Consider the following 25128-nt stretch of genomic DNA (forward strand, 5'->3'; position numbering starts at 1 on the left):
CGTGCCCGGATTGTTCATCACGCTCGAGGGCGGCGACGGCGTCGGTAAGACCACGCAGTCGCAGCTTCTCGTGAAGTGGCTCGAAGAAGCCGGTCACACGGTTGTTGTAACTCGCGAACCCGGTGGCACTGATTTGGGCTTAGAGCTGCGCGAAATCGTATTGCACCGTCGGGGCGAGATGGACCCGCGTGCCGAAGCGCTCATCTACGCCGCCGACCGTGCCCACCACATCGCAACGCTGGTGCGTCCAGCTCTTGAGCGCGGTGAGATCGTTGTTCAGGATCGCTACATCGACTCTTCCGAGGCCTACCAGGGTGCCGGTCGAGTGCTCGGTTCCGACGAAGTGCGCGAGCTCTCGTTGTGGGCCACGCAAAACCTGCTTCCGGATGTCACAGTGCTGCTCGACCTCGATCCGGTCGACAGCCGCAAACGTCTAGACAGCGCCCGCACACGCTACGACAGGCTCGAAGCTGAGAAGCAAGAATTCCACACTCGCGTACGCGATGCCTTTCTGGAACGTGCCGCGAAGGAGCCCGAGCGCATCCTCGTCGTGGATGCCGCCAGCGGCATAGACGAGATCGCCACGACGATCCGTGAGCGCATTCAGAACCACCTCCCGCAACCCGCCTAGACTGAGCGCATGTCGTTGTGGGAGGGCCTGACGGGCCAAGCTGAAGCGATCGCCGTTCTTGAGGCCGCGGCCTCGTCATCGGCGTTGGGCAGCTCAGAACAGTCGTCGATGACGCACTCGTGGTTGATCACGGGCCCGCCCGGATCTGGCCGCTCTAATATCGCCTACGCTTTCGCTGCCGCCCTGCTCGGCACGCGCGGCGACGAAACCGAAGAGTCGGTCTATAAGCAGGTTGTTGCCCGCACCCATCCCGACCTTGGTGTGCTCAGCACCGAACGCGTCATCATCTCCATCGACGAGGTGCGCAAGCTGGTGGCCTCGTCGCAGTTCTCGCCGTCGGTCGGCCACTACCGCGTCATGATTATTGAGGATGCCGACCGCATGGTCGAGCGCACCTCCAACGTTCTGCTCAAAGCACTCGAAGAGCCGCCGCCACGCACGGTCTGGATTCTGTGCGCGCCCAGCGAAGCAGACCTCATTCCCACCATCCGTTCCCGCGTGCGCAGTGTTCGTCTCCGCACGCCCGCGATCGAAGATGTTGCCCAACTGCTGCAAGACCGCGATGGCGTCGCACCCGATATTGCGTTGCGTGCGGCACGAGAAGCACAAAGCCACATCGGCATGGCACACCGTCTTGCGACCAATGCGGAGGCCCGCGAACGACGGGAACAGGCACTGACGACCGTGCTCAACATCCGCACGGTCTCGGACGCTGTGATCGCCGCCACTCTCTTGCTCGAGCTGTCGAAGGCGGATGCCACCGCCCTCACCGAGGAGAAGGACGCCCACGAACGCGAGTCCGCGCTTCGCTCGCTCGGTGTTGCCCCCGGCGGCACCATTCCGCCGGCACTGCGGGTGCAGCTCAAGAACCTCGAAGAAGACCAGAAGCGTCGTGCAACACGGAGCCTCCGTGACGGTATTGACCGCATCATGGTTGACCTGCTGTCGCTCTACCGCGACATTTTGTTGACCCAAATTGGTGCCCCGGGAGAACTCATTAACCTCAGCATTGTCAATAACCTCACGGCGGTGGCGAACCGCACAACAGCGCCAGCGACGCTCGCCATCATGGACGGTATCGCTGAAGCGCGCCGTCGCATCGAAAGCAACGTTGCTCCGGCACTCGCCCTTGAGGCGATGCTCGTGAAGGTCGCGGTATCGGGACGCGGGGCATGAGGCACCGCTCTGCACGCCTCGTTGGCCTCACATCGGTCGCGCTGGCGGTCTCGCTGACACTGAGCGGCTGTGTGTCGTGGTTCGTGCCGTCGGAATCCAGCACAACATCGACACCGACTGAAGAAGCCGTTGCGCCGAATCTGACAAAGTTCTATCAGCAGGTGCTGGAGTGGGCGAGCTGTGGAGACGATCTGCAGTGCGCTATGGCGATTGCGCCGGTGGATTGGGAGAATCCCGAGGGCGACACGATCGAGTTGGCCCTTGTGCGTCAAGTTGCTCAAGGCAATAACCGCATCGGATCTTTGCTCGTCAACCCGGGTGGCCCTGGCGGTTCTGGATTCGATTTCATCGCCGACAGTGTGGACTACGCCACCAGCGAGGCCCTTCAGTCGCAGTTTGACGTGGTCGGTTTTGACCCTCGTGGGGTGAACCGTTCGACGGCGGTGTCGTGTTACTCCGACCCTGCCGAGATGGATGAATACATCTACGGAATCACGCCGGGGGAGAAGGGCAGCGACGAATGGATTGCCGCCGCCACTGATGCCTCCGCCCAGTTTGCTCAGCGCTGTAGCGAGGAGACAGGCGAGCTGTTGGGCTTCGTTGACACCCCGAGTGCTGCCCGCGATCTCGACATGCTGCGTGCCGCTCTCGGCGATGAGACGCTGAACTATTTGGGCTACTCCTACGGAACGTTGCTCGGCCAGGTTTATGCCGAGTTGTTCCCGGAGAAGACGGGGCGGCTCGTTCTCGATGGTGCGGTCGACCCCGCGGCATCCGAATTCGAAACTACCAAGGCTCAAGCAGAGGGTTTCGAGGGCGCGCTTGATGCGTTCTTGGCTGACTGCGCCGGCGCGAGCGATTGCCCGTTCACGGGATCTGTCGAGCAGTCGCGCACGACCATCCGCACGTTGCTCGACCGCCTCGACAAGAGCCCGCTCACAAACGCTGACGGGCGCAAATTGGGCAGCGCAACCATGTTCACGGCCATCATCTTGCCGCTCTACAGCCAAGACAACTGGGCCTACCTGCGCCAGCTTTTCGACTCGGTAATGAGGGGCGACGCCACCATCGCTTTCGATTTGGCCGACAACTACAACGGCCGCAGCGCTGACGGCACCTACGCTGAAAACCAGACAGAAGCTTTCATCGCGATCAATTGCTTGGATGCCCGCGAGCCAGCCGATAACGAGAGCATGCGTGCGCAGGCTGCCGAGCTTGCCGCCGCGGCTCCGGTGTTCGGCCCGCAGATGTCGTATGGCGACCCCGGTTGCGCTAACTGGCCGGTGGAAGCGAAGCGGGAGCGCGTGGCGATTGCTGCTCCCGGTGCGGCCGACATGCTGGTGATCGGCACGACGAATGACCCGGCGACGCCGTACATGTGGGCACAAACCGTTGCCGAAAACCTCGACTCGGGCCACCTGATCACCTACAACGGTGAAGGTCATACGGCGTATAACAAGTCGAATGAGTGCGTAAATACGGCGGTAGAAGACTTTCTCCTCAGGGGCGAAGTTCCCAGCGCCGATCCGAACTGCTAACCGCTAGGCTCATGCGGTGAACTTTATCGCCGCCGCCCCCGCCTCTCGCGCTCGCAGGTTTGCCCTTGTGGTGCCCGCTCTCGTTCTCACCCTCGTGCTGAGCGGCTGTGCGAACCTCTTTTCGGGGCTTTTTGGGGACACTTCGCAGCCGACCGGTGAGGCGGTATCGGCAGAACTCGCTCCCTACTACGAGCAAATTCTCACATGGGTGGATTGCGATAACGGCGCTCAGTGTGCGACGGCGATCGCTCCGATGGATTGGGCAAACCCGTCTCCAGAAACTGATATCGAGATCGCGATGGCGCGCCAGGAGGCAACAGGGGAGAGCTTGGGGTCGCTGTTTGTGAACCCTGGTGGGCCAGGCGCCTCAGGTTTTGATCTCATCCATGACGACGTGGACTTTGCGGTGAGTACGAACCTGCGTGAGAACTACGATGTGATCGGCTGGGACCCTCGCGGAGTTGGCCGTTCGACTCCCGTGACGTGCCTAGACGATGACGGTCTCGATGACTTCATTTTTGGTATTCCGGCTGCGGCGGTCGGCAGCGATGAATGGCTTGCGGAGAGCGAGCAGGCGGCCATCGATTTCGGCCAGGCGTGTCTCGACAACACGGGTCCGATCCTGCAGTTCATCGATACCCAAAGCACGGTGCACGACCTCGACATGTTGCGCGCGATTGTGGGCGACGAGAAGCTGCAGTATTTGGGTTACTCCTACGGCAGCGATATCGGCTCTTATTACATCGAAAACTTCCCGCAGAACGTGGGTCGCATTGTGCTCGACGGCGCCACCGACTCGTCTATTTCTGTTTTTGAGGTCGGCCGCGTTCAGACGATTGGTTTCCAGCGGGCACTCGAAAACTATTTGGCGGCGTGCCCGACATCGTTCGATGACTGCCCATTCACCGGCGGGGTGGATGCCGCGTTGGCGACGATCCGCGAACTGTACGACCGCTATGACGCGAATCCGATCGCTGCCCCCGATGGCCGCATGATGGATGCCGGTGTGCTCGATATCGCGATGAGCACTGCCCTCTACTCTCAAGATTCGTGGCCGTTCCTCAACGACCTTTTCTCGGAGGCTGCGCGCGGTGAAACGGATACCGCATTCTTCCTTGCTGATTTCTATTACAGCCGCGATCTCGATGGCAGCTACACCGACAACTCGCTCGAGGCTTTCATCGCGATTTACTGCGTCGACTACCCCGTTGAGACTGACCCTGCCGTACTGGTTGAACAGCAGGAACTCATGCGTGAGGCGTCGCCGACGACCTACCGGGATTTTCCGCCGACCGGCGACCTGACCTGCCTGAATTGGCCGTACCAGTACATCGGGCCCGACATTACGGAGCTGACCGGTGAGGGCGCACCGCCCGTGCTGATCATCTCCACCACGGGCGACCCGGCGACACCCTACGAATGGGGCGTAGCACTCAGCGAGCAGCTAGAGAGCGCCCAGCTCATCACCTACAACGGCGAAGGTCACACCGCCTACAACGGTGGTGTCGGGTGCATCGATGGAGCGGTCGACGCCTATTTCATCAACGGTGTAGTCCCGAATGACGACCCAGATTGTGCTGCCTAACGACAACTTGGCGGAGTGGGCTTTCGGGCTCCAAAACTTCGGCTAAGCTATCTTGCTGTGCCTCATGAAAATGTGGCCGGCCGCCTTAGCTCAGTTGGTAGAGCATCTCACTCGTAATGAGAAGGTCGTCAGTTCGATTCTGACAGGCGGCTCCGTTGAGCATCGAGGATCAGAGAAATCTGGTCCTCGTTGTGCGTTGTGGTGGCGGCAAACTCCCATATCGGAGTCTTAAGCTGAAGGTATGAAGTACCGCAACGAACCCATCTATACAGCAGCCATCGGCGCCGGTCGCGCCATGTTCGGTGCTCTTCGTGTGCGACGCACCGTCATCGGGTCGCAGAATCTGCCCGATGAGGGAGGGGCCGTGATCGCGATGACCCATTTCGGTTACCTAGAGTTCGCTCTTGTCGAGTGGGCGCTGTGGCTGCACAATCACCGCCGCATCCGTTTCATGGCTAAAAAGAGCGTATTCGAGAAGCGCGTTGTCGGCTCGTTCATGCGCAACATGAAGCACATTCCTGTCGACATGAATGCTGGTGCTAAGGCCTACGAGTCTGCCGTTACGGCTCTGCGCACGGGGGAACTGATTGGGGTATTTCCCGAAGCCGGAGTGAGCGCATCCTTCACCATCCGCGATTTCAAAACCGGCGCCGTGCGCCTAGCAGCAGAAGCGGGCGTGCCCGTGATTCCCATCGCACTGTGGGGCGGGCAGCGCCTGATGACGAAGAACCGCAAGATCACCTTGCGTGAACGTGTGGGCATCCCGATCGTGATGGTCGTCGGGGACCCGATGACAGTTGCGACGACGGATGATGCGACAACGGCAACCGCGCGACTCAAGAAGACAATGGAAGGCCTGCTCCAGACGGCGCAGGAGGCATACCCGCTCGATGGCACTGGTCAGTGGTGGCAACCGCGTCACTTGGGCGGAACCGCACCGACGCCAGACGAGGCGGCAGCGGCAGATGCTGAGCGTGATGCGCGACGCGCACAAGCCGCCCGCAAGCACTAACCCCGCACTGCTTTCCCTAGTGCCCCGAACGACGATTTCGGGCTACGAGGGTGTCCCCCAAACAGAGGATAGACCCGTCACCCAGACCCCCCATTAACGGGTATTTCCTTATGTTTCCGGGGTTTTCACCTTGTGGAACGCTGCTTTCGCGCCTAGTTTTGGCAACAGGAAGCAGAGGGGTCTGCCTCCTATTTATTCGTCTGGGGGACGATTTTCATGGGGAGAGTTCCGTTTTTAACGGCCTTAGTCACCGTCGTGATTGTTGGAGTAGTACCGTTCGTCGGGGGAGGCGGACCAGGGCTCACCGAGAGCGCAACCGCTAACTCAGCTGCACGTTCGCCGCTGTTCGCGTCGACGGCGACTGCGCCGATCGAAGAGTCGGTCGATGTCGTCGCGATTGCCAGCCTCGAACGCGTCACCGAAGAGTCACTGGCTGCAGCAATCAAGGCTGAAGCCAAGTCGCTGACCACTGACTCCGAGCACCTCGCGCAGAAAGCAGTGCCGAAGCCGGAGCCAATCGTCGTTGCCTCGGTAACGGGCGGTTCAGCATCCGTTACTCAGCTTCGTGCAGCCTATGCTTCGGCGGGCCAGTCGTGCCCGAGCAACGTTGGTGGTGGCGTACCTGGTGCGCCGAGCCGCAGCTCCTCACAGGGTGTCGCAGGCACGACCTCAGGCGACCTCGCATCCTTCGCTTATGCCTACAACTCGATCCGTGTTGCTAACTGCTTGCAGCCCATCGCGCTGTCGAACTTCCGCTACGACTCCTGCATGGAAGAACGCCTCTTCTGGATGGCAGAATCGCCCAGCTCGAATCCTCTCGACGGTTGGGGCCACAACGGCACCACTCGCTCCGACGGCGTTGCCGCTCGCGGTTGCGACGGAAACCTCGCCGGTGGTTCAGGAAACAGCGGAGCCACCGTTGCTTCCAAGTGGTGGGAATCGTATTCTCACCGCGCATCGCTTTACCGCCCCGGTGTCAGCACCGGTGGCGTGTGCATCGCCTTCGCCATGACCCATGGTGGAATCGATGAGCCTTACAGTTTTACCCGCGCAGCAGCACGATGGACGTACTGTTAGGCCCACTCGAAGCGCTGGGTTGGAACATCCGGGTACTATAACCGGGTGACTGATTCAGCCAGTAGTGAGCCGAAAGCGCCGGGAGGAATACGCGCGTTTATAACTCAGCACCCCACCGCATCCACGGTGACGGTCGCAGCGGTTGTATTCGTACTACTCGCAGTAGTAGCAGTATTCGCCGGAATTTCGGTTGGCTCCGCTAACTCGGCAGTTGATGTCACCCCAGACGAAGTCACTGCAGAGCAGCGGAGCCAACCGGATGTTACACCCGGAGCAGTCGCGGTGCGCACCTGTTCTGTGGATTCTTTGGCCACGGTCGCAGCCTTCCCCTCACTTGTTGGCGTCGTGACGGATGTCGCTACGGGCAACGTGCTGTGGGACCGATCTGCCGACGAAGCGGCCAGCCCCGCCCACATCGTGACGGCGATGACGGCTGCTGCGGCACTTCAGGCTCTCGGTGCAGACACTCGCATCAGCACTAAAGTGATCGACGGTTCATCGGCTGGCGTGATCGTGCTGGTGGGTGGCGGCGACCCGACCCTCGCGACGACCAATGCGTCGTACTATCGCGATGCCCCACAAATTTCGGATCTCGCTTCGCAGGCGATAACCCGCTATGAAGAGCTCCATCCTGGCGTTCCGATTACGGAGATCGTGCTCGACTCCACTCTGTGGAACACGAGCGATGCCTGGGATGCGAATTGGCCCGAGCGGGAACGCACTGGCGGATACCACTCCTACGTTACGGCGCTCATGGTTAACGGCGACCGCGCTGATCCCACCATCGCGATCAGCCCCCGCGGCACCGATCCTGTGCAATCGGCTGGGCAAGCATTCGCCCAAGCCGCTGGATTGCCCGCGGTCACATTCTCGACCGGTGCAGCGGTCGGCAACACGGTGCTGGCTGAAGTCAAATCGCAACCTGTCAGCGTGCTCGTGGAGCAGATGCTGATCAGTGGCGATGACTCTTTGGCTGAGTCGCTTGCCCGCCTCGTTTCCAAACAGCAAGGTCTCAGCGGCGCTGCAAGCACTCTGAACCAGGCCATCCAAAGTGTGCTCTCGGATGCCGGACTCGATGATGCCGGAACCATCACCATCACCGATGGTTCAGGTCTCAGTGCCAAAAACCAAGTCTCGCCGTTGTTCGTCGCACAGTTCATGGCGGCAGGGGCATCGGGTAGCGGCGCAATCGCGACAGCGTTCTCGATGCTTCCGATCGGGGGCGAAAGCGGCGACCTTTATAACCGTTTCGAGGGGGATGCCGCTGCGGCATCCGGTCACGTCGCGGCTAAATCAGGGTGGACGAACCAGGAGCATTCGCTTGGTGGCGTGGTGAATGCCAAGGACGGCACTCAGTTGGCTTTCGCGTTCTACGCGATCGGCGAGGGCATCTCCACCGACGCACGCACCGCGCTCGACAACCTCGTTGCTGGCGTTTATGCCTGCGGAAGCAATCTCTCCAACTACTAGGGTCTGCAACTACTCAGGTCTCCAACTACTCCGGTCCGCGGCGATCGGTCGTGGGGCGTCGGCGCGACTTAGACTGGCATCGTGGTTGCTGCACTTTTCATTATTGATGTCCAGAACGATTTTACCGAGGGTGGCGCGTTAGGCGTCGACGGCGGTGCCGCTGTGGCGGCCGGAATCACCGACTATCTGCGGGCCAATCCCGATCGCTATGACGTGGTGATCGCATCCCGTGACTGGCACGATGCCGACAATGACAACGGTGGCCACTTTGCCACCGATGCCGAGCCCAACTTTGTTGACACTTGGCCCGTTCACTGTGTTGCGGGCACACCTGGGGCCGAGTACCACCCCGCGCTCGACACCTCGCTCGTGCAGGTGCACGTGCGTAAGGGGCAGGGCGTTCCGGCGTACTCAATCTTCGAGGGCACGACCGCGGAGGGCGAGACGGTGCCCGCCCTGCTTGATCGTCTTGGTGTCGACACCATCGATGTCGCTGGCATCGCTACCGACTACTGCGTTCTTGCTTCTGCTCTGGATGCCGCGGGCAGCGGCCGCGATGTGTCGGTGCTCACCGGCCTAGTCGCCGGTGTCGCTCCGGAGTCGAGCGCCGCCGCTCTCAGCACGATGGCAGACACGGGCATCACGCTTGTCTCTACCGAAGACTGACGAGTGGTGGCCGAGAAATGACAAACGATATGAGCGAGCCAGAGCTGAGCCTCCCGGGTTTCATCGCTGAGTCAGACGTTCTGCCGCCCAGTAAGGGCTTGGGCTGGCGTCTGCTGGCGTTGCTGGTGGGTTTGGGGCTCGTGATCGGCCTCGCTATTGCGGGTGGCGCAGCAGTCTTCACAGCGATCTGGCCGACCAGCGAAACACTGTGCGATTCCTCTGCCGGCACCTGTAGCGATGTTTCGGCTGAGCAGATCGCCGAGTTCTCGCTCATTGATCTTCCCGAGGGCGTCGAGGTCGAGAGCGTGCAGTTCGCGACGGTCGAGGATTCGTTCGGGCTGCTGTATGCCACTGTCGTGTTGCCGGAAGGGGCGGCTGATCCGTTGCGTGGAGGAAACTACCGTGTTGCGGCAACGCTGTCGTGGGCATCCGAAGTGGATTCTCTCGGGCTAGACAATGCGCTGCTGTACGAGGGCATTGAGTCGATCACCGGGCCCGACTTTGAGGCCGCGAGCGGGCAGCGTGCCGATGGGCGCACCGTGATTCTCATTCGCGTGAGTCGGGCAATCTAGCGTGCCGGTCATCCCGGTTACCGAACTCAGCGATCCACGGCTCGCGGACTATTCGCACCAGACCGATGTTGCACTGCGCAAAGCACAGGGCACCGAACACGGTCTCTACCTCGCCGAATCGACCCTCGTATTGCAGCGTGCGCTGCGGTCCGGTCACCGGGTGCGCTCGGTGCTGGCGCTCGGCACCTCGGTTGACGAGATTGTCGAGCTCGTGGGCGACGACGTTCCCATCTTCACGGGCGACGGCTCGCTGCTCGCCGAACTCACCGGCTACGTGCTGCACCGCGGCGTCATCGCGTCGATGCACCGCCCGCCGTTGCCGACGCCCGAAGCTCTGTTGGCGGATGCGCGCCGCATCGTCATTCTCGAAAACGTCGTTGACCCCACCAACGTCGGCGCCATCTTCCGCTCGGTCGCCGGCATCGGAGCGGATGCGGTGTTCGTCACCGAGCAGTGCTCCGACCCGTTCTACCGCCGTGCAATCCGGGTCTCGATGGGAACCGTGCTGCAGGTGCCGTGGACCCGTATCGGCAACTGGACAGATACCCGTGCGCTGCTCACGGCATCCGGCTTTCAGATCGCAGCCCTAGCGCTCGAAGACGGTGCGGTATCGCTGCGCGATTATGCGGCGGATGCTCCCGAGAAGGTTGCGCTGGTGCTGGGCACCGAGGGCCACGGCCTCACTCGCGAAGCCATCGATGCCGCCGATTCGATTGTGCAGATCCCGATGCGTCACGGCATCGACTCGCTCAACGTTGCGGCGACGGCCGCGGTCGCGATGTTCGCGCTCGCGGTCGAGTAGCTGTTGCGGCGCACCCGCGAGCCGCTAGACGAGCAGCTGGTGCTTGGCGAGGTCCTTGTAGAGCGGGGTCGACTTGACGAGCTCGGAGTGCGTTCCAACGCCCACGACCTTGCCCTTGTCGAGTACGACGATCTGGTCGGAGTCGACGACTGTCGAGAGGCGGTGTGCGATCACGATGAGCGTGCGGTTCTCGGCAACAGCATCGATGGCTTCGCGGAGCATTTGCTCGTTGAGGCCGTCCAAGCTTGAGGTCGATTCGTCGAGCAGCAGAATCGGGGGAGCAGCGAGCAGCGTGCGGGCGATAGCGAGTCGCTGACGCTCACCACCGGAGAGCATTACTCCGTCTTCGCCGACAGCGGCATCCAAACCAGCAGGGTTGCGTTCGAGCACCGCAGTGAGGTTCACGGCGGCGATGACCTTCACACATTCTTCGTCGGTGGCGTTGGGCGCACCAATGAGAAGGTTTTGGCGGATGGTGCCCGCGAGTACAGGAGCATCCTGTTCGACGTAGCCAATCTGGGCGCGCAGCTCTTCACGATTGAGACCGCGAAGATCATCGCCGCCCAACCGCACAACACCGCCCGTTGGATCATAGAAGCGCTCAACGAGGGCGAGGATGGTGCTCTTGCCGGCGCCCGAGGGGCCGACGATGGCGGTGCGTTCGCCGCGCTTCACGGCGAAGCTGACTCCGCGCAGCACGGTGAGGTCGATCTCGTCGGCGGCAGCTTCGTTGCCTCCGTGCTTGAGCGAGGCCAGTTCCGTTTCGGCTTGCACGAGCACTGAGTCGCGGGGGTACGAGAATTCGACGTTCTCGAACGTGATGGCGGCATCCGATTCGATGCTGGCGACAGCAACCACGCCAGCGTCGGATTCGAGCTCGCTGGGCAGTTTGATGATTTCTTGGATGCGGCCGAGCGCACCGAGTGCCTGGTTGACTGCGGTGACCGCGCCGAAGGCTTGCCCAAGCGGCATGATCATGAGGAACAGGAAGAGGATGAACGCGACGAGGTCGGCAATCTCAATGGCTCCGCTGGCAACGCGGTAGCCACCGACGCCGAGCACGACGAGGAACGAGACCTGCAGGGCGATTCCGGCAATCGGAACAACGAGTGCCGAGATCTTGGCGACGCTGATGCCCATCTTCCAGGCACCGAGAGCGTCTTCGTTCACGGCCTCAATTTCACGCTCGGTGGCGTTGGATGCTCGCAGCGTGCGCACGGCGGAGATCGCACGTTCAACGGCTGCGGCCAGGTCGCCGACCTTGCGCTGGGCGCGCTGGCTGGCCACCCGGATGCGCTTCGACAGGGTCGTAACGGTGACGACCGCGATCGCAATCACGAGCACGGTGAGGCCGAGTAACACGGGGTCGATGATGAGCATCGCGATGAGCGCGCCGATGAAGGTGATCGAGCCACCGATGGCTTCGACGAGTCCCTGCGTGAGCACCGCGCGCAGCAAGGTCGTGTCGCTGCCGACACGGGAGACGAGGTCGCCGGTGCGGCGACGGTCAAATTCTGAGATGGGGAGGTTGAGCATCCGGCTCACTAGTCGACGACGGCTGGAGAGTACGACGCCTTCGCCGGTGCGCTGGAGGAGGTAGTGCTGGTAGCCGCTGATGAGGCCCGAGATGACGACGAGGCCGATGAGTAGCCACACGAGAGTGCCGAGCGATTCGCCGGCCTCGACGATGGTGATGACCTGGCTGACGAGCAGCGGCTGGGCGAGCGAAGCGCCGGCGCCGAGGATGCTCAAGATGATCACGAAGATCAGAACCTTGCGGTGCTCCAGCAGGTACGGGAAGAGCTCGCTGAACTTGGCGCGGGGGCCGTCGTCGGGATTGTCGCGTGATCCAGAGCGTCCGCGACGAGGTGCAGAGGTGTGTGAAGTCGAGCTCATGAAGTTTCTCGTTGTCCCAAAAATGTAGGGCGGAGGTGCCGCGAGTGTTCAGCGACATCGGCATCAGCAATCAGCCTCTAAAACACTAAGCCTTCTGTCTGGGCGCTGCGTACAACATCCGGTGTATCTGTGCGGATGTTGCTACGCCGGTGGGCGGTGAACAGAGGTCGCCGCCGGGAGGCACGGCTGCTCGCGCCGAGCGCCGACGTGGCTAAGGCTCTAGCGTCGCGACGATCCCGAGCGCGGCGAACACCGCACCGACGACGGCGAGCACGAACACGGCTAGCGCCCAGAGAAAGAGCGGCGCAGCACTCGCGAGGCGAACACGGTCGGTGGATGCCTGAACCAACGTCGTATGCACGGCGCGGTATCTACGGTGCCCGACCCAGAACAGCACGGCGGTCATGATGAGGCCGAGCGCTGCCACGGCGTAGCTGCCGATGCTGACGGTGTTGAGGAGGAGGCGGGCAGAGACCAGCGCGGCGATGGCAAACGACAGCACGGTGCGTTGCCAGGCGAGAGCGGTGCGTTCCGCTTGCAGGCCGGCATCGAAGGGGCGGTCGAAGGCGCGCGTCACTGGAGGAGGATACCGATCGCGAGCAGCAGCCCGGCCGCGACAACGCCGCCGCCGATGGGGCCAGCGAGGTTAGGGGAGGGCAGTGGGCGTCCGAGACGCAACGACTGCTCGGCCTTCATCCAGCCGAACCACGCCTGCATCGGGGCAAGTACGCCCAACAGAATCAGCAGCACGGATGCCCCGAGCCGGAACCCGGGAGCGATCGGCAACACGAATGCCTCCAGCGCCACACCCGCAGCGATAAGCGCGAGGGCGGTGCGGATCCATGCCAAGAACGTGCGCTCGTTCGCCAGGCTGAAGCGGGCATCCGGCTCAGTGCCAACGCCGTAGACGCGGCGCGGAAAGCGGCGAGGAGGGGGCTGTACTGGTTCGGTCACGAGCGATCCTTCATGCCCCGATACTATCGGGGGGAGCGAAAGGCGATCACCGAGGAGCCAATCGGAGATCTACTCCGTCGGCCTCACGAACTTCTCGTCGAAGTCGTAATCGTCCCAGCTGCCATTGATGAGGATGTCGCCGAATTCGCCCGCAGGGAGTGAATCAACGGCGACGCTTGGCACGCCCTGCCTGATCTCGAGGATCACGATGCCGGTATCGGGGCCGCCGCCGAGGAGCTCGAGCCCGTCTCCGACTCGGAAATTCCCGGTCAGCGCTTGTCCGGCGAGAACCACGGTGCCCGGACCGTCCGCATACAGCGTGTATTTGTCGTGCATCTGAAAAGCGACCCCGCTGCCGGGAGCCGTGCTTTCGATCGGATCGCTCGTGGGATCGGCCGAAGCTGACGCGCTCTCCTCATCCGGGATGAAGGTCGGCGTTGCGGTGGAATCCGCCTCCGTAGGGCTTCCGGGCGTGCATCCGGAGACCGCAATCGCGAGGCCGAGAATCGCTAGCGCCCCGAGGGATCGAGCAGAGTGCGTCATTCGCTGTGAGTTTCGCATGCCGCCAGCCTAGGGCGGTGTTCCGCTGGATGGCTAGGGTTGCTGAAAAAGGTTCACCCTAGCCATCCCCTCAGAAGTTATTCGCCGCGCAGCTGCCGCAATAACACCGCGGTCGCGATAGCGGCGTTGGCCGCTTCTTCGCCCTTGTCCTCTTTCGAGCCTTCGAGCCCCGCACGATCAAGGCCCTGCTGTTCGTCGTCGAGCGTGAGCACGCCAAAGCCCACCGGTTTGCCGGTCAGGATCGACACCTGCGTGAGGCCGCTGGTGGCGGCATCCGACACGTATTCAAAGTGGGGTGTTCCGCCACGGATGATGACGCCGAGAGCAACCACGGCATCCGCCCCAGCATCCAGGGCTGCTTTGCTCGCGACGGGCAGCTCAAAGCTGCCGGGAACGCGCACCTCGGTCACCTCGGCATTCGCCGCCTTGAGCGCGCGGTGGGCGCCGGCGAGCAGGCCGTTGGTGATGACCTCATGCCACTGACCAGCGATGATCGTGACCTTGAGGCCGGTTGCATCGGTAACGATTTCGGGGGATCCTGCGCCACTCATCAGAGGCCTTTCGCGGTAAGTCGTGCTTCATCGAGCACGGCGGTAGTGGGGAGTTGGTGACCCATGCGGTCACGCTTCGTTTCGAGGTAACCCTCGTTGCCGGCGCCCACGCCAACGACGAGAGGCATCAGCTCGGTCACTTCGACGCCGCGCTCTTCGAGCTGGCGCTTCTTCTCGGGGTTGTTGCTGAGCAACCGCACCGACGAGATACCGAGGTCTTTGAGGATGCCGACAGCAGCCCCATAGTCGCGGGAGTCAGCAGGCAGGCCGAGGGCCAAGTTCGCATCGAGGGTGTCGAGCCCATCTTCTTGCAGGCGGTACGCGCGCAGTTTGTTGATGAGTCCGATGCCGCGACCTTCGTGGCCGCGCAAGTAGATCACGGCGCCGCCCTCACGCTGCACGGTGTCGAGTGAGGCCTCCAGCTGGGGGCCGCATTCGCACTTGAGAGAACCAAATGCTTCGCCGGTGAGGCATTCGGAGTGAACGCGCACCAGAGTGGGCTCATCGCCGATTCGATCCAGGGTTCCCGGCGCGATGAACGCGACGTGGTCGGCACCGGTCGAGTTGTCGCGGTACGCCCGCACCGTGAACGAGCCGTGCACGGTCGGGATCGTGGTTTCGACCTCGAACGTCACCCGGCTCATCTCGGGGATTGGCTCGATCGGCGCCGGGATGGTGTCGCAGCGGTTCTCTTCGAGCCAGCGCATGAGATCCAGAATCGTGATGACGAGCACGTCTTCGCGCGCACCGAACTCGATCAGATCCGGCAGTCGCATCATCTCGCCGGAGTCGAGCACGATCTCCGAGATCGCCGCGACCGGTCGCAGGCCCGCGAGCTTCATCAGGTCGACGGATGCCTCGGTATGACCGTCACGCTCGCGCACGCCACCATCGACGGCGCGCAGCGGCAGGATGTGGCCGGGGCGGTGCAGGCTCGACGGCATCGAGAGCGGATCGGCCAGCACGCGCAGAGTGTGAGCGCGGTCGGAAGCGCTGATGCCGGTGCTGAGACGGTTGGCGGCATCCACTGAGACGGTGTACGCCGTGCCGCGGGGGTCTTCGTTGTGAGCAACCATCGGCGGCAGGGCGAGGGCGTCAGCAATCTCATTCGTCATGGGAGCGCAGATGAAGCCCGAGGAGTGGCGCACCATCCAGGCAATCCATTCTTGGCTGGCGAGCTCGGCGGAGATGATGACATCGCCCTCATTCTCGCGGCCCTCATCATCGGCAACGATGACGGGGCGACCGGCGCGGAGTGCCTCAACGGCATCGGGGATACTGGCGAGGCTCATGACTCGCTCCTTTCGTGACGCGAAGGTGCGTCGGTGAACTCCGCCATCCGGGCCACGTGGCGGGCCAGAATGTCGGTTTCGATGTTGACGGAGTCGCCCACAGCGAGCGCTCCCAACGTTGTGGCGGTAAGGGTCTCGGGAATCAGCGAGACCTCAAACCAATCGTGGCCCACAGCACTCACCGTGAGCGAGACGCCGTGCACCGCGATCGACCCCTTGCGGGCGACCAATGGCGCGAGTTCTTCGGTGAGACTGAAGCGCAGGATGTTCCAACTGCCCTCATCGGTGACGCTCAGCACGGTGCTCGTGCCATCGATGTGGCCCTGCACGATGTGGCCGCCAAGACGATCGCCGACCTGCATCGCGCGCTCAATATTCACGCGGGCGCCGGCGGCAAGCGAACCGAGCGTGCTCATGTCGAGAGTGACGCCCATGACATCGGCCGTGAACCAGTCCGGGCCCTGATCGACAACGGTGAGACACACGCCGCTGACACTGATCGAGTCACCGTGGCCGGCATCCGACACCGCATTCGGGGCGCGAACGGTCAGTCGCGCGCCATCGTCGGTCGCCGCAAACTCGACGACGTCGCCGAGCTCTTCAATGATTCCGGTAAACATGGTTACGCGTCCGTCTCTGTCGCCGGGGCGACCGTTGGCTCTGCTGCCGGCTGGGCGGGCACGCTGGGTGCCACCGGACGGGCGACAATCAGTACGTCGTTGCCCAGCGGGCGAAGTTCGGTAATGCTGAGATCTTTCGCCTCAGCCATGGTTGATACCCCGAGCTCGCCGAGCGCCACTTTGGGGCCGCCCAACAATTTCGGGGCCAAGTAGATGAGCAGTTCATCCGCAAGCCCCGCGGCGATGAAAGCGCTCGCGATGGTCGGGCCACCTTCAACGAAAACGCGACGGATGCCCGCCTCAAACAGTTCGCTCAGTGCGGCGTTGAGGTCGCTGCCGTCAAACTGACGCAGTTTTTCGGGGTGCTGGCGCAGTTGCGCATCCGCCGGAATCTCGCGCCGACCGAGCACCACCGGCTGCGGTTGCGACTCAAGCAGTTCGCCGGCGTCGCCCCGCGCGGTCAGGCTCGGGTCATCGGCGAGCACTGTGCCCGTGCCCACGACGATCGCATCGGCGCGCGCTCGCTGCTCGTGCACGTGCTGGCGGGCGGCGGTGCCGGTGATCCACTGGCTCGTGCCATCGGCGGCCGCAGCACGACCGTCGAGGGTGGATGCCCACTTCACGGTGACGTGTGGGCGCTGCAAGCGAGTGGCCGTGAGCCACGAATGCAAAAAGTCCTCGGCCTCAGCTTTGGCAACACCGGCGATTACTTCGACGCCACCGGAGCGCAGTCGTTCGCCGCCGCCGCCGGAATGCGGCCCGGGATCAGACACCGCGTACACAACGCGGCTCACGCCAGCATCGAGCAGCGCCTGAGCGCAGGGGCCGGTGCGGCCGTGGTGGTTGCAGGGCTCGAGGGTGACGACGGCGGTGAGGCCGGAAGTGTCGCCGCCCAATTTGGCGAGGGCATCAACTTCAGCGTGAGGAGTGCCTGCACCGTGATGCCAGCCTTCGGCAACAATTTTGCCGGTGGCATCCACGAGCACACAACCGACTTGAGGGTTACCGCCGGTGATGGGGCCGTGGCCTGCCAGTGACAGCGCATGACGCATCAGCTTCTCCAGCTGTGCCTGCTGTTCTGGTGTGGTCATCCGGCTCTCGTCTCGTGGGACGCGCTCCGGGAAAATGGGTTCGAAAAACCCACTGAATTATCGAGTTCGCCCAGAATGTGGGCACGCTAGATGGTTCAGCTCGTGCTTCCTCTTATCCGGACTGAGAAGGCTTGCGACTTCATTACCGTCGGTCCCGGAGTTTCACCAGGTCAACCGTTTCGAAGTTGTCACTTCGGCGCGGGTCGCGGACTATAACCGCCGGTTCGGATTCTCACCGAGCCCCGGAGCACGTTTTGCTTTGCTTAGTCTACTCAACGCGTCTCGCCGCAAACTATTCCCGCCCGAACCTCTCAGTTTGTTACGGAGCTATGAAGATGCTCTAGCCGAGCAGCCCCGCCAATTCATCAAGCGAATGGATGACGCTGACGCCGGCCGCCCGCGCTTCGTCGAGCTGGTCGGTGGTTGCGTTGCGCTCGCGGTCGAGCCACACCCCGGTGAGCCCGGCATTCGCGGCTCCCAGCGCATCCGTCGCTAACCGGTCGCCGATGTAGACCGCGTTGGCGGGTTCGACGTTGAAGAGTTCGCAGGTGTGGTGAAAGATGCGCGGGTCGGGTTTGGTGTGCCCGAATTCGCCGCTCGCGACGAGGTGCTCGATTCGGTGCGTGAGACCGACGGTGTCGACTTTGCGCACCTGAAAGTCGAGTTCGCCGTTGGTGATGATGCCGAGGCGGGTGGTGGGGGAGCGGGCATCCAACGAATCGAGGCAGGACAGGGCGTCATCGTGCAGGTGCCAGGCATCGCGGTAGGCCTCGAAGTAGGTGTCGAACCACTGGCTGGATTCGGCGTCGTTGAGCATCACGCCGTAGGGCTCGACGAAACCGCGGGCGCGGGCTTGGCGTTGACCTTCGAAGGTCAGTTCGCCGCCGAGGTAGCGGTGATAGTGGTGTTCTTCGAGCGCGGTCCAGCGCACACTCTCCGCCGCGTCGTCGGGCCACACGGTGCTGCCGTCGCTGGTCGGCCCCGCAGCGAACGCAGCGCCGAGCGATCGCCGGTGGTTGCGAATGCCAAGGTCGACGGATGCCCGGTGGGCAAACAGGGTGTCGTCAAGGTCAAAGAGGGCGACGGTGAATGTCATGCACGTCCGTTTCGGGTCATGTCGGCCACGGCAGCGCCGCGTGGGCTGGTTCAGCGTTGTCGGCAGTGAGGCGAGCGTGCCAACACAGCGGGTGGGTCTCGTCACGAAATTGACCCAACGCAGGCGCGGTGCCGGTGTATTCGAAGCCGACTTTCTCGGCAACGCGTGCCGAGGCGGCGTTTCCCACGACTGCCTCCCAGTGCAGCTCAGCGTGCCCCATCGAGTGAAGCCATTTCGCGGCAGCGGCGACTGCTTCGGGCATAAAACCCTTACCGCGGTGGGGAGCCCCCAACCAATAGCCGAGCGCAGAACTCTTCACGTTGAATCCAACGACACCAAGCAGCAGCGGATCGCCGGATCGGCGAATAGCCCACGTGAATTCGGAGCTCTCTGCCCACCACTGGGGTGCGAGTTCATTAATGAACCCGTCCGCATGCTCCCGCTCGTAGGGCCACGGGACAGGAACCGCATCTTTGAGCACCGTGTCCTGACAGTACGAGGTCATCACGTCGACATCAGCGTCTGTGAGCGCGACGAGAGTGAGTCGTTCGGTCGTCAGGACAACGGGCTGCATGCGTTGCTCGCTACACCGGCCACGGCTGGCCGGATTCGACCTCATACGTGGGGTTCTCGTCTGGAGCGGTGAGCGTTGCCCACCACGATGGCGGATGCGTGCCGCCACGGTACTCGCTCGAGGCGGGCTCGATGCCGGTGTAAATGAAGCCGAGGCTCTTCGCGATCGCAGCAGAGGCCTTGTTGCCCACGAGGGCTTCCCACCGCACTTCGGGGCGACCAGTAGAGAAGACCCAGCGGCAGACCTCCGCGACAGCTTCTTTCATGAGGCCTTTACCGCGGTGGGGTTCGCCCATCCAGTAGCCGATGGTGTCGTTGTAGAGGCGAAAGCTGATGACGCCGAGCAGCTCGGGCTTACCTGTTTCGCGGATCGCCCAGGTGTACTCGTCGTCGTCTTCCCACCACTGCGCTACGAGGTTGTTGATGAAGAATTCGGCATCCGATTTGGCATACGGCCACGGGATCGTGAGCGTGTGCTCAAAGATCGGGTCTTGGCAGTACGCGGTCATGAGCTCAGCATCGTCACCGGTGAGGGTGTCGAGGGTGAGGCGTTCGCTGGCGAGATTAAAGACCTGCATTAGCGCACCCGCGGCAAGAAGCCGATTCGGTCATAAACGCGGTCGATCGTCTTCTGAGCCATCTCGTTGGCGCGCTCGGCGTTCTTGCTGAGCATGCGGTCGAGTTCGGCGGGGTCATCCAAAAGTTCGAGCGTGCGGGCGCGCACGGGAGCGAACTCTTCGGTAACAACCTCAGCAACTTCCTTCTTGAGATCGCCGTAGCCTTTGCCCTCGAATTGCGCTTCGAGATCGGCAATGGATGTCCCACTAAACGTGGAGTGCAGCGTGAGCAGGTTCGAGACGCCGGGCTTTGCCCCGCGGTCGAAACGAATCTCGCGGTCAGCATCCGTCACGGCAGATTTGATCTTCTTTGCCGTCTTGGAGGGCTCGTCAAGCAACCACAGCACTCCGGAATCGGTCGTCGCTGATTTGCTCATCTTCGACTCGGGGTTCTGCAGGTCGTAAATCTTGGCGGTGGCCTTCTGAATCTGCGGTTCGGGCATCACAAAGGTGTCGCCGAATCGCGAATTGAAGCGGGTGGCGAGGTCACGCGTGAGCTCGATGTGCTGACGCTGGTCTTCACCGACCGGCACGATGGCGGTGTCGTAGAGAAGGATGTCGGCGGCCATCAGCACCGGGTAGGTGAAGAGGCCAACGGAGGCGGAATCCGATCCCTGCTTGGCTGACTTGTCTTTGAACTGGGTCATTCGCGAAGCTTCACCGAAACCGGTGATGCTGTTGAGCACCCAGGCAAGTTCGGCGTGAGCGGGAACCTGAGACTGCACGAACAACACAGAGTGTTCAGGGTCGATGCCGCCGGCGATGTATTGCGCGGCGGTGCGACGAGTTTGAGCGCGCAGCAACGCGGGCTCCTGCGGAACGGTGATGGCGTGCATATCGACTACGCAGAAGACGGCGTCGTAGTTCTCTTGCATTTCGCGCCACTGCAGGAGCGCCCCAATGTAGTTGCCTACGTGGAGCGAATCGGCAGAGGGCTGCATGCCTGAAAACAGGCGAGGTGTGGTGCTCATGGGCTAATTCTTTCAGATTGAATAGTCAACAACGACGGGAGCGTGATCGCTCCAGCGCTCATCCCAGGCGCCGGCCTTGTCGATGCGGTAATCCGCAACGGTGGCTGCAAGCGCGGGGGTGGCGACGTGGTAGTCGATACGCCAACCAGTGTCGGTGTCGAAAGCTTGGCCGCGCTGCGACCACCAGGTGTACGGGCCGTCGACTTCACCGGCGAACTGGCGGCCGACATCCACCCAACCGAGGCCGGGCGCGGTCGTGCCATCAACGCATTCGATGGTCTCGCCGGCCGCGCCGAAGATGCGGTCGAAGTAGGCGCGTTCTTCGAGCAGGAAGCCGGCCTTCTTGCGGTTGCCGCGCCAGTTCTTAATGTCGAGTTCGCGGTGACCAACGTTGAGGTCGCCGACGATGAGAGCGTGGTCGCTGTGGGCGGCAAGCTCGGGCAGGCGCACGAGCATGGCCTCTAAGAACTTGTACTTTTCTACTTGCTTCGGGGTGTCAACGACGCCCGAGTGAACGTAGGTGCTGACGACGGTGACGGTTGTGCCGTTGACGTCAAAGTCGGCTTCGAGCCAACGCCCGGCGCTATCGAAATCGTCGGCGCCCAGTGCAACGCGGTGAGCAAGAGGGGCGGATGCCGCCGAACCCTTGCGTGAGGCCAGCGCGACTCCCGCGCGGCCCTTAGCTGTCGCAGCGTCGTGCAGAATGTTCCAGCCATCGCCGAGCAGCCCTTCGATGTCGGCGTCGGCGGCGCGAACCTCTTGCAGTGCCAGAATGTCGATGTCCCGGGCATCCAGCCAATCGCCCATGCCCTTGCGGTAGGCGGCGCGAACACCATTGACGTTGACGGATGCGATGCGAAGACGTGTTGCCATGCCTCAAGACTACCGAGCGCCACTGACCCTGTGGTGACCGTCAGCTACCTCTTGCTGTTGCGCTTCATCATCCTTTTGAAGGTGCGCTTGAACTTCACTTCGTTGGCTTTGTCGAGTTCGCTCTGCTCTTCGGGAGTTGCCTGCGGTGTGCGGCTGGCCTGACGCTGTGCCTTGCGCTCGGCTTTGACGGCCTTGTTCGCTTTCGCGTCATCGGCGGCCTTCGTCGCTGCCACGGCCCGCGGCGCCTCGGCGTCACGCTTCTCGCCGCTGATGTCGAGGTCAGCGTCATCGGCGGAGACTGCAATCCACGCCGAACCGATCAAGATGATTTGGCAGATCAAGTTGAACCAGATCAGCAAACCGATAATCACGGCGAAGGATGCCAACAGCGGGTTGCGGGTGGCACCTTCCAGCAAGAAACCACCACCAAACTTCAGCGCACCAAGCGCAACGGCCGCAATGATCGTTCCCTGAGCGAGCACACGGAAGGGGATCTTGATGCCGGAAACTACCCGATAGAACACGGCAAGAGTGGCCGTGTCGAGAAGCAGCACAATCACGAGGGCGACACCGCGAGTGGCGATGATCGCGACATCGGAGTCTTCATCGATCGATACGAGGCCGAGAATCCAGTTCAGAGCGGCAGAACTCACGACAGACATCGCAGCCGACAGCAGAACGGCAAGGCCGAAGCCAATCGCCAGCCCGACATCTTTCAGCTTCAAAATAAGGAAGTTCGTCTCGGAACTCTCGAGGCCAAACATGGAACGAACGGCACTGCGGCCCGAGGCGATCCAGCCCAGAGCCGTAAACGCCAAACCAAAGGCAGCAATGACACCGGTGATACCCAAAATGCTGGTGTCGGCGAGGGTGTCGCGGCTGATGGCGCCGTTGCCGCTGCCATCGCCAATGAGGCCAGGGATGTTCGTAGAAATGAAGTTGTAGACCGCATCGAGCAATACTGGATCGCCCTGCACAATGAAGCCGGCGACAGCGAAACCGACCCAGATTGCGGCAAAGACGGCGAAGATCGCTTGGTAGGAAAGTCCCGATGAGAGGAGTGGTCCTAACTTTTCCGCGTAGTGCATAAAGACACGCACCGGGCGTAGCTGGAGTACCCACTCAATGGCTGGTTTCAGTCGTTGCGCAAGCTGCATCCAATAAGAATAGCTAGGCTGTCTGTGCGTAACTCAGAGGAGAGGTCAGATCACATGGAACTTCAGGGTGTTGGAGTCGGACGATCGGTTGCTGTCGGAAAAGTCGTGCGGATGCCCGACCCCCTTCCGGAACCGAAAGATGCTCGCCATTCCGGCGATGCTGCAGCAGAGAAAGAAGCGGCAGCATCCGCACTCACTTTTGTGGCTGCTGACCTGCGTGCTCGCGCAGAAAAAGCGGATGCCGAAGCCAATGAGGTTCTCACCGCTACAGCCCTCATGGCTGAAGACCCCTCGATTCTCGATAGCGTCAACGAGCTGATCGACGGCGGCAAAGCTGCCGAACGCGCAGTATTCGAGGCCTTCGCTTCGTTCCGCGAAATGCTTGTGTCTCTGGGCGGCATGATGGCCGAACGAGCCACCGACCTCAGCGACGTGAGCCAGCGTGTAGTCGCTCGCTTGCGTGGCGTGGAAGCCCCGGGTGTCCCGCAGCGCGATGAGCCGTTCGTGCTCGTTGCCGATGACCTCGCTCCGGCTGACACAGCGCTGCTTGAGCTCGACAAGGTTCTCGCTCTCGTTACCCGCCAGGGTGGGCCAACGAGCCACACCGCGATCCTTGCCCGATCGAAGGCTATCCCCGCCATCATGGGCGTCGCAGAAGCACTCGACCTTGCCGACGACACTGTGGTGATTGTGGATGCCGGAGCTGGCATCATCACAACCGAGCCCACCGCTGAGCAAGTCTCCGCAGCAGAAGCCCGCATCGCCGAGCTCGCTGCCGCTGCAGACGCCCCCATCACTGATGGAGCTCTCGCTGACGGAACTCTCGTTCCTTTGCTCGCCAACCTCGGCACTCCGTCTGAGGCCGCGCAGGCGGTCGAACTCGGCGCTGAAGGTGTCGGCCTCTTCCGCACTGAGCTCATGTTCCTTGATGCCACCTCGGCTCCTACGGTTGAAGAGCAGACCAAGGAATACACCGAGATGCTGCAGCACTTCCCGGATAAGAAGGTTGTCGTTCGTGCCCTCGATGCCGGTGCTGATAAGCCGCTGAGCTTCATGGACATGGGTGAAGAAGTAAACCCCGCCCTCGGCCAGCGCGGCCTTCGCTCGCTTCGTGTCAACGAGAACATCCTGCGCGACCAGCTCACTGCCCTCGTCAACGCTCAGAACGCTACCGACGCTGACCTCTGGGTCATGGCGCCGATGGTGTCGGATGCTGAGGAGACCGACTACTTCGTCTCCCTTGGCCGCGAACTCGGTCTCAACACCGTCGGTGTCATGGCCGAGGTTCCCTCGCTCGCCGTGCTCGCTGACCAGGTTGCCGAACGCAGCGACTTCGTCTCGATCGGCTCCAACGACCTCACTCAATACACGCTGGCTGCAGACCGGATGCTCGGCACTCTCGCCAAGTTCCAAGACCCGTGGCACCCTGCCGTGCTTCGCATGGTGAAGATGCTCGGAGACGCTGGGGCCGCTGCCGGCAAGCCTGTCGGAGTCTGTGGTGAAGCTGCCGCCGATCCGCAGCTCGCCATCGTTCTTGTCGGTCTGGGAGTCACGAGCCTCTCGATGACACCCGCGGCGCTCGCCGACGTGCGTGCCGAGCTGCTGACGGTCACGCTCGAACAGGCCAAGGCTCGCGCCGCGGCCGCCATCAACGCGACCACCGGGCCGACCGCTCGTGAGGCCGCTGCGAACGCTGCCTAGCTCGCTCGAATAACTCTTTCGTCGTGCCACGATTCCTTCGGGAATCGTGGCGCTACGTCGTTAAATCGGCCGTCGGAGGTCTCGGCGAGGGTTGTGCCACAAACTTTTTCGAGTACCTACCGGTATGGGCGTCACTACGCTGCGGGCGCACCCGTGGCTCTTAGCAACTCCACGAGCGTGAAAGTGGTCCAGCTAAAAGGTCCATCTCGCGCGAACTGGGAGCGTGCACGCATGGAGCTGAACTCTTCTCAAAAACGTGTTTCGAAAAATCGGGGTACAAAGTGCTTTCACGGGTGGTGCCGCCGGAGCGAGCAATTTGTTGGCCTGACCAGCAAAAGTGGTTCGAGTGGTTGCAGGGAAGCGCACAATCGGCACAAATTCTCCGCTGACCGTCCCGCGCCCGAGAGAGCGCTTCCATCCAGTGCAGGTGGTCTACCAGTGGCAGTGCTCATGAACTCGTCAGCGTTACTCTGAAATTCGCTATAACGCTTGATCATTCGGGACAGAACAAGCTGTTCCCCCCTATGGGGGGCACAAATTTCTGAGAACTTTCGATAGTCTGCGTCATAGAGGACGGGTTCATCGGTCTCTTTGGGTAAGAAGGTTTTGTTTCTGAAATCTTCGCCCCAAAGGGACAAAGAGAGGC

At 62.2% G+C, this 25128-nt stretch carries 25 protein-coding genes, 1 tRNA gene and 1 riboswitch; of the genes, 12 read left to right on the top strand and 14 right to left on the bottom strand.

The genetic code is table 11. The annotated features are described in order from the left end of the window. The first annotated feature begins 1 nt into the window (after position 1). From tmk to I6E52_RS11110, 11 genes are all read left to right on the top strand, one after another. A complete protein-coding gene (gene tmk / locus I6E52_RS11060; protein WP_197157416.1) occupies positions 2 to 631 on the top strand; it encodes a dTMP kinase in 630 nt (209 codons plus the stop codon). Positions 632 to 640: 9 nt separating this feature from the next. Further along, entirely contained in the window at positions 641 to 1807 is a 1167-nt protein-coding gene (locus tag I6E52_RS11065; protein WP_197125951.1) for a DNA polymerase III subunit delta', read from the top strand. Then, entirely contained in the window at positions 1804 to 3345 is a 1542-nt protein-coding gene (locus I6E52_RS11070; RefSeq protein WP_197157418.1) for an alpha/beta hydrolase, read from the top strand. Before I6E52_RS11065 ends, I6E52_RS11070 begins: the two co-directional genes overlap by 4 nt. A 16-nt stretch (positions 3346 to 3361) precedes the next feature. Further along, a complete protein-coding gene (locus I6E52_RS11075) occupies positions 3362 to 4930 on the top strand; it encodes an alpha/beta hydrolase (protein ID WP_197157420.1) in 1569 nt (522 codons plus the stop codon). 79 nt (positions 4931 to 5009) lie between these two features. Further along, positions 5010 to 5082, top strand: a tRNA-Thr gene (locus I6E52_RS11080). Positions 5083 to 5171: 89 nt separating this feature from the next. Further along, positions 5172 to 5942: a 1-acyl-sn-glycerol-3-phosphate acyltransferase gene (locus I6E52_RS11085; protein WP_197157422.1), complete on the top strand. Its 771-nt coding sequence runs from the start codon at positions 5172 to 5174 to the stop codon at positions 5940 to 5942. 255 nt (positions 5943 to 6197) lie between these two features. Next, positions 6198 to 7019 carry a hypothetical protein gene (locus I6E52_RS11090; RefSeq protein WP_307842511.1) on the top strand — a complete coding sequence of 274 codons (822 nt, stop codon included), beginning with the start codon at positions 6198 to 6200 and terminating at the stop codon, positions 7017 to 7019. 45 nt (positions 7020 to 7064) lie between these two features. After that, positions 7065 to 8489, top strand: a complete 1425-nt coding sequence (locus tag I6E52_RS11095) for a D-alanyl-D-alanine carboxypeptidase (RefSeq protein ID WP_197157426.1) — start codon at positions 7065 to 7067, stop codon at positions 8487 to 8489. 81 nt (positions 8490 to 8570) lie between these two features. Continuing rightward, complete coding sequence (locus tag I6E52_RS11100; RefSeq protein WP_197157428.1) at positions 8571 to 9155, top strand: isochorismatase family protein; 585 nt, start codon at positions 8571 to 8573, stop codon at positions 9153 to 9155. Positions 9156 to 9172: 17 nt separating this feature from the next. Continuing rightward, positions 9173 to 9727: a hypothetical protein gene (locus I6E52_RS11105; protein WP_231602075.1), complete on the top strand. Its 555-nt coding sequence runs from the start codon at positions 9173 to 9175 to the stop codon at positions 9725 to 9727. Position 9728: 1 nt separating this feature from the next. Beyond that, positions 9729 to 10529: an RNA methyltransferase gene (locus I6E52_RS11110; RefSeq protein ID WP_197157430.1), complete on the top strand. Its 801-nt coding sequence runs from the start codon at positions 9729 to 9731 to the stop codon at positions 10527 to 10529. A 24-nt stretch (positions 10530 to 10553) separates the two neighbouring features. Here the strand turns inward: I6E52_RS11110 and I6E52_RS11115 are convergent, their stop codons facing one another. The 14 genes from I6E52_RS11115 to I6E52_RS11180 form a co-directional block, all read right to left on the bottom strand. Further along, positions 10554 to 12425, bottom strand: a complete 1872-nt coding sequence (locus I6E52_RS11115; RefSeq protein WP_197157432.1) for an ABC transporter ATP-binding protein — start codon at positions 12423 to 12425, stop codon at positions 10554 to 10556. 211 nt (positions 12426 to 12636) lie between these two features. Continuing rightward, positions 12637 to 13002, bottom strand: a complete 366-nt coding sequence (locus I6E52_RS11120) for a DUF202 domain-containing protein (RefSeq protein WP_197157434.1) — start codon at positions 13000 to 13002, stop codon at positions 12637 to 12639. After that, positions 12999 to 13379 carry a DUF202 domain-containing protein gene (locus I6E52_RS11125; RefSeq protein WP_197157436.1) on the bottom strand — a complete coding sequence of 127 codons (381 nt, stop codon included), beginning with the start codon at positions 13377 to 13379 and terminating at the stop codon, positions 12999 to 13001. Before I6E52_RS11125 ends, I6E52_RS11120 begins: the two co-directional genes overlap by 4 nt. A 69-nt stretch (positions 13380 to 13448) precedes the next feature. Next, positions 13449 to 13940: a hypothetical protein gene (locus I6E52_RS11130; protein ID WP_197157438.1), complete on the bottom strand. Its 492-nt coding sequence runs from the start codon at positions 13938 to 13940 to the stop codon at positions 13449 to 13451. Between the two features lie 77 nt (positions 13941 to 14017). Beyond that, complete coding sequence (gene ribH / locus I6E52_RS11135) at positions 14018 to 14491, bottom strand: 6,7-dimethyl-8-ribityllumazine synthase (protein ID WP_100389547.1); 474 nt, start codon at positions 14489 to 14491, stop codon at positions 14018 to 14020. Continuing rightward, a complete protein-coding gene (gene ribB, locus I6E52_RS11140; RefSeq protein ID WP_197157440.1) occupies positions 14491 to 15783 on the bottom strand; it encodes a 3,4-dihydroxy-2-butanone-4-phosphate synthase in 1293 nt (430 codons plus the stop codon). Before ribB ends, ribH begins: the two co-directional genes overlap by 1 nt. Further along, positions 15780 to 16403 carry a riboflavin synthase gene (locus I6E52_RS11145; protein WP_197157442.1) on the bottom strand — a complete coding sequence of 208 codons (624 nt, stop codon included), beginning with the start codon at positions 16401 to 16403 and terminating at the stop codon, positions 15780 to 15782. Before I6E52_RS11145 ends, ribB begins: the two co-directional genes overlap by 4 nt. Positions 16404 to 16405: 2 nt before the next feature. After that, a complete protein-coding gene (ribD, locus tag I6E52_RS11150) occupies positions 16406 to 17494 on the bottom strand; it encodes a bifunctional diaminohydroxyphosphoribosylaminopyrimidine deaminase/5-amino-6-(5-phosphoribosylamino)uracil reductase RibD (protein ID WP_197157444.1) in 1089 nt (362 codons plus the stop codon). Positions 17495 to 17593: 99 nt separating this feature from the next. Then, a riboswitch (FMN riboswitch) is annotated at positions 17594 to 17748 on the bottom strand. Between the two features lie 86 nt (positions 17749 to 17834). Beyond that, positions 17835 to 18590, bottom strand: coding sequence for an HAD family hydrolase (locus I6E52_RS11155; RefSeq protein WP_197157446.1), 756 nt, complete (start codon positions 18588 to 18590; stop codon positions 17835 to 17837). A 16-nt stretch (positions 18591 to 18606) separates the two neighbouring features. Next, positions 18607 to 19164 (bottom strand): GNAT family N-acetyltransferase, encoded by a 558-nt coding sequence (locus I6E52_RS11160; RefSeq protein ID WP_197157449.1) that lies wholly within the window; start codon positions 19162 to 19164, stop codon positions 18607 to 18609. Between the two features lie 10 nt (positions 19165 to 19174). After that, positions 19175 to 19741 carry a GNAT family N-acetyltransferase gene (locus I6E52_RS11165; protein ID WP_197157452.1) on the bottom strand — a complete coding sequence of 189 codons (567 nt, stop codon included), beginning with the start codon at positions 19739 to 19741 and terminating at the stop codon, positions 19175 to 19177. Beyond that, positions 19741 to 20751 (bottom strand): tryptophan--tRNA ligase, encoded by a 1011-nt coding sequence (gene trpS, locus I6E52_RS11170; RefSeq protein WP_197157454.1) that lies wholly within the window; start codon positions 20749 to 20751, stop codon positions 19741 to 19743. The genes I6E52_RS11165 and trpS overlap by 1 nt, the downstream gene beginning before the upstream one ends. Before the next feature lie 12 nt (positions 20752 to 20763). Beyond that, positions 20764 to 21624, bottom strand: coding sequence for an exodeoxyribonuclease III (locus I6E52_RS11175; protein ID WP_197157456.1), 861 nt, complete (start codon positions 21622 to 21624; stop codon positions 20764 to 20766). A gap of 44 nt (positions 21625 to 21668) precedes the next feature. Beyond that, positions 21669 to 22781, bottom strand: coding sequence for a YihY/virulence factor BrkB family protein (locus I6E52_RS11180; protein ID WP_197157458.1), 1113 nt, complete (start codon positions 22779 to 22781; stop codon positions 21669 to 21671). A gap of 54 nt (positions 22782 to 22835) precedes the next feature. Between I6E52_RS11180 and ptsP the strand changes: the two genes are divergently transcribed. Next, a complete protein-coding gene (gene ptsP, locus I6E52_RS11185; protein ID WP_197157460.1) occupies positions 22836 to 24482 on the top strand; it encodes a phosphoenolpyruvate--protein phosphotransferase in 1647 nt (548 codons plus the stop codon). Positions 24483 to 25128 lie beyond the last annotated feature (646 nt).

The organism is Salinibacterium sp. NG253, from assembly GCF_015864945.1.
Classification (GTDB): domain Bacteria; phylum Actinomycetota; class Actinomycetes; order Actinomycetales; family Microbacteriaceae; genus Rhodoglobus.

Excerpts from the sequence above, each read along its gene's own strand:
- I6E52_RS11065 (WP_197125951.1), top strand. The coding sequence starts at position 641 with ATGTCGTTGTGGGAGGGCCTGACGGGCCAAGCTGAAGCGATCGCCGTT.
- I6E52_RS11070 (WP_197157418.1), top strand. The coding sequence starts at position 1,804 with ATGAGGCACCGCTCTGCACGCCTCGTTGGCCTCACATCGGTCGCGCTG.
- I6E52_RS11085 (WP_197157422.1), top strand. The coding sequence starts at position 5,172 with ATGAAGTACCGCAACGAACCCATCTATACAGCAGCCATCGGCGCCGGT.
- I6E52_RS11105 (WP_231602075.1), top strand. The coding sequence starts at position 9,173 with ATGACAAACGATATGAGCGAGCCAGAGCTGAGCCTCCCGGGTTTCATC.
- I6E52_RS11115 (WP_197157432.1), bottom strand. The coding sequence starts at position 12,425 with ATGAGCTCGACTTCACACACCTCTGCACCTCGTCGCGGACGCTCTGGA.
- I6E52_RS11130 (WP_197157438.1), bottom strand. The coding sequence starts at position 13,940 with ATGCGAAACTCACAGCGAATGACGCACTCTGCTCGATCCCTCGGGGCG.
- ribH (WP_100389547.1), bottom strand. The coding sequence starts at position 14,491 with ATGAGTGGCGCAGGATCCCCCGAAATCGTTACCGATGCAACCGGCCTC.
- ribB (WP_197157440.1), bottom strand. The coding sequence starts at position 15,783 with ATGAGCCTCGCCAGTATCCCCGATGCCGTTGAGGCACTCCGCGCCGGT.
- I6E52_RS11145 (WP_197157442.1), bottom strand. The coding sequence starts at position 16,403 with ATGTTTACCGGAATCATTGAAGAGCTCGGCGACGTCGTCGAGTTTGCG.
- ribD (WP_197157444.1), bottom strand. The coding sequence starts at position 17,494 with ATGACCACACCAGAACAGCAGGCACAGCTGGAGAAGCTGATGCGTCAT.
- I6E52_RS11155 (WP_197157446.1), bottom strand. The coding sequence starts at position 18,590 with ATGACATTCACCGTCGCCCTCTTTGACCTTGACGACACCCTGTTTGCC.
- I6E52_RS11160 (WP_197157449.1), bottom strand. The coding sequence starts at position 19,164 with ATGCAGCCCGTTGTCCTGACGACCGAACGACTCACTCTCGTCGCGCTC.
- I6E52_RS11165 (WP_197157452.1), bottom strand. The coding sequence starts at position 19,741 with ATGCAGGTCTTTAATCTCGCCAGCGAACGCCTCACCCTCGACACCCTC.
- trpS (WP_197157454.1), bottom strand. The coding sequence starts at position 20,751 with ATGAGCACCACACCTCGCCTGTTTTCAGGCATGCAGCCCTCTGCCGAT.
- I6E52_RS11175 (WP_197157456.1), bottom strand. The coding sequence starts at position 21,624 with ATGGCAACACGTCTTCGCATCGCATCCGTCAACGTCAATGGTGTTCGC.
- I6E52_RS11180 (WP_197157458.1), bottom strand. The coding sequence starts at position 22,781 with ATGCAGCTTGCGCAACGACTGAAACCAGCCATTGAGTGGGTACTCCAG.
- ptsP (WP_197157460.1), top strand. The coding sequence starts at position 22,836 with ATGGAACTTCAGGGTGTTGGAGTCGGACGATCGGTTGCTGTCGGAAAA.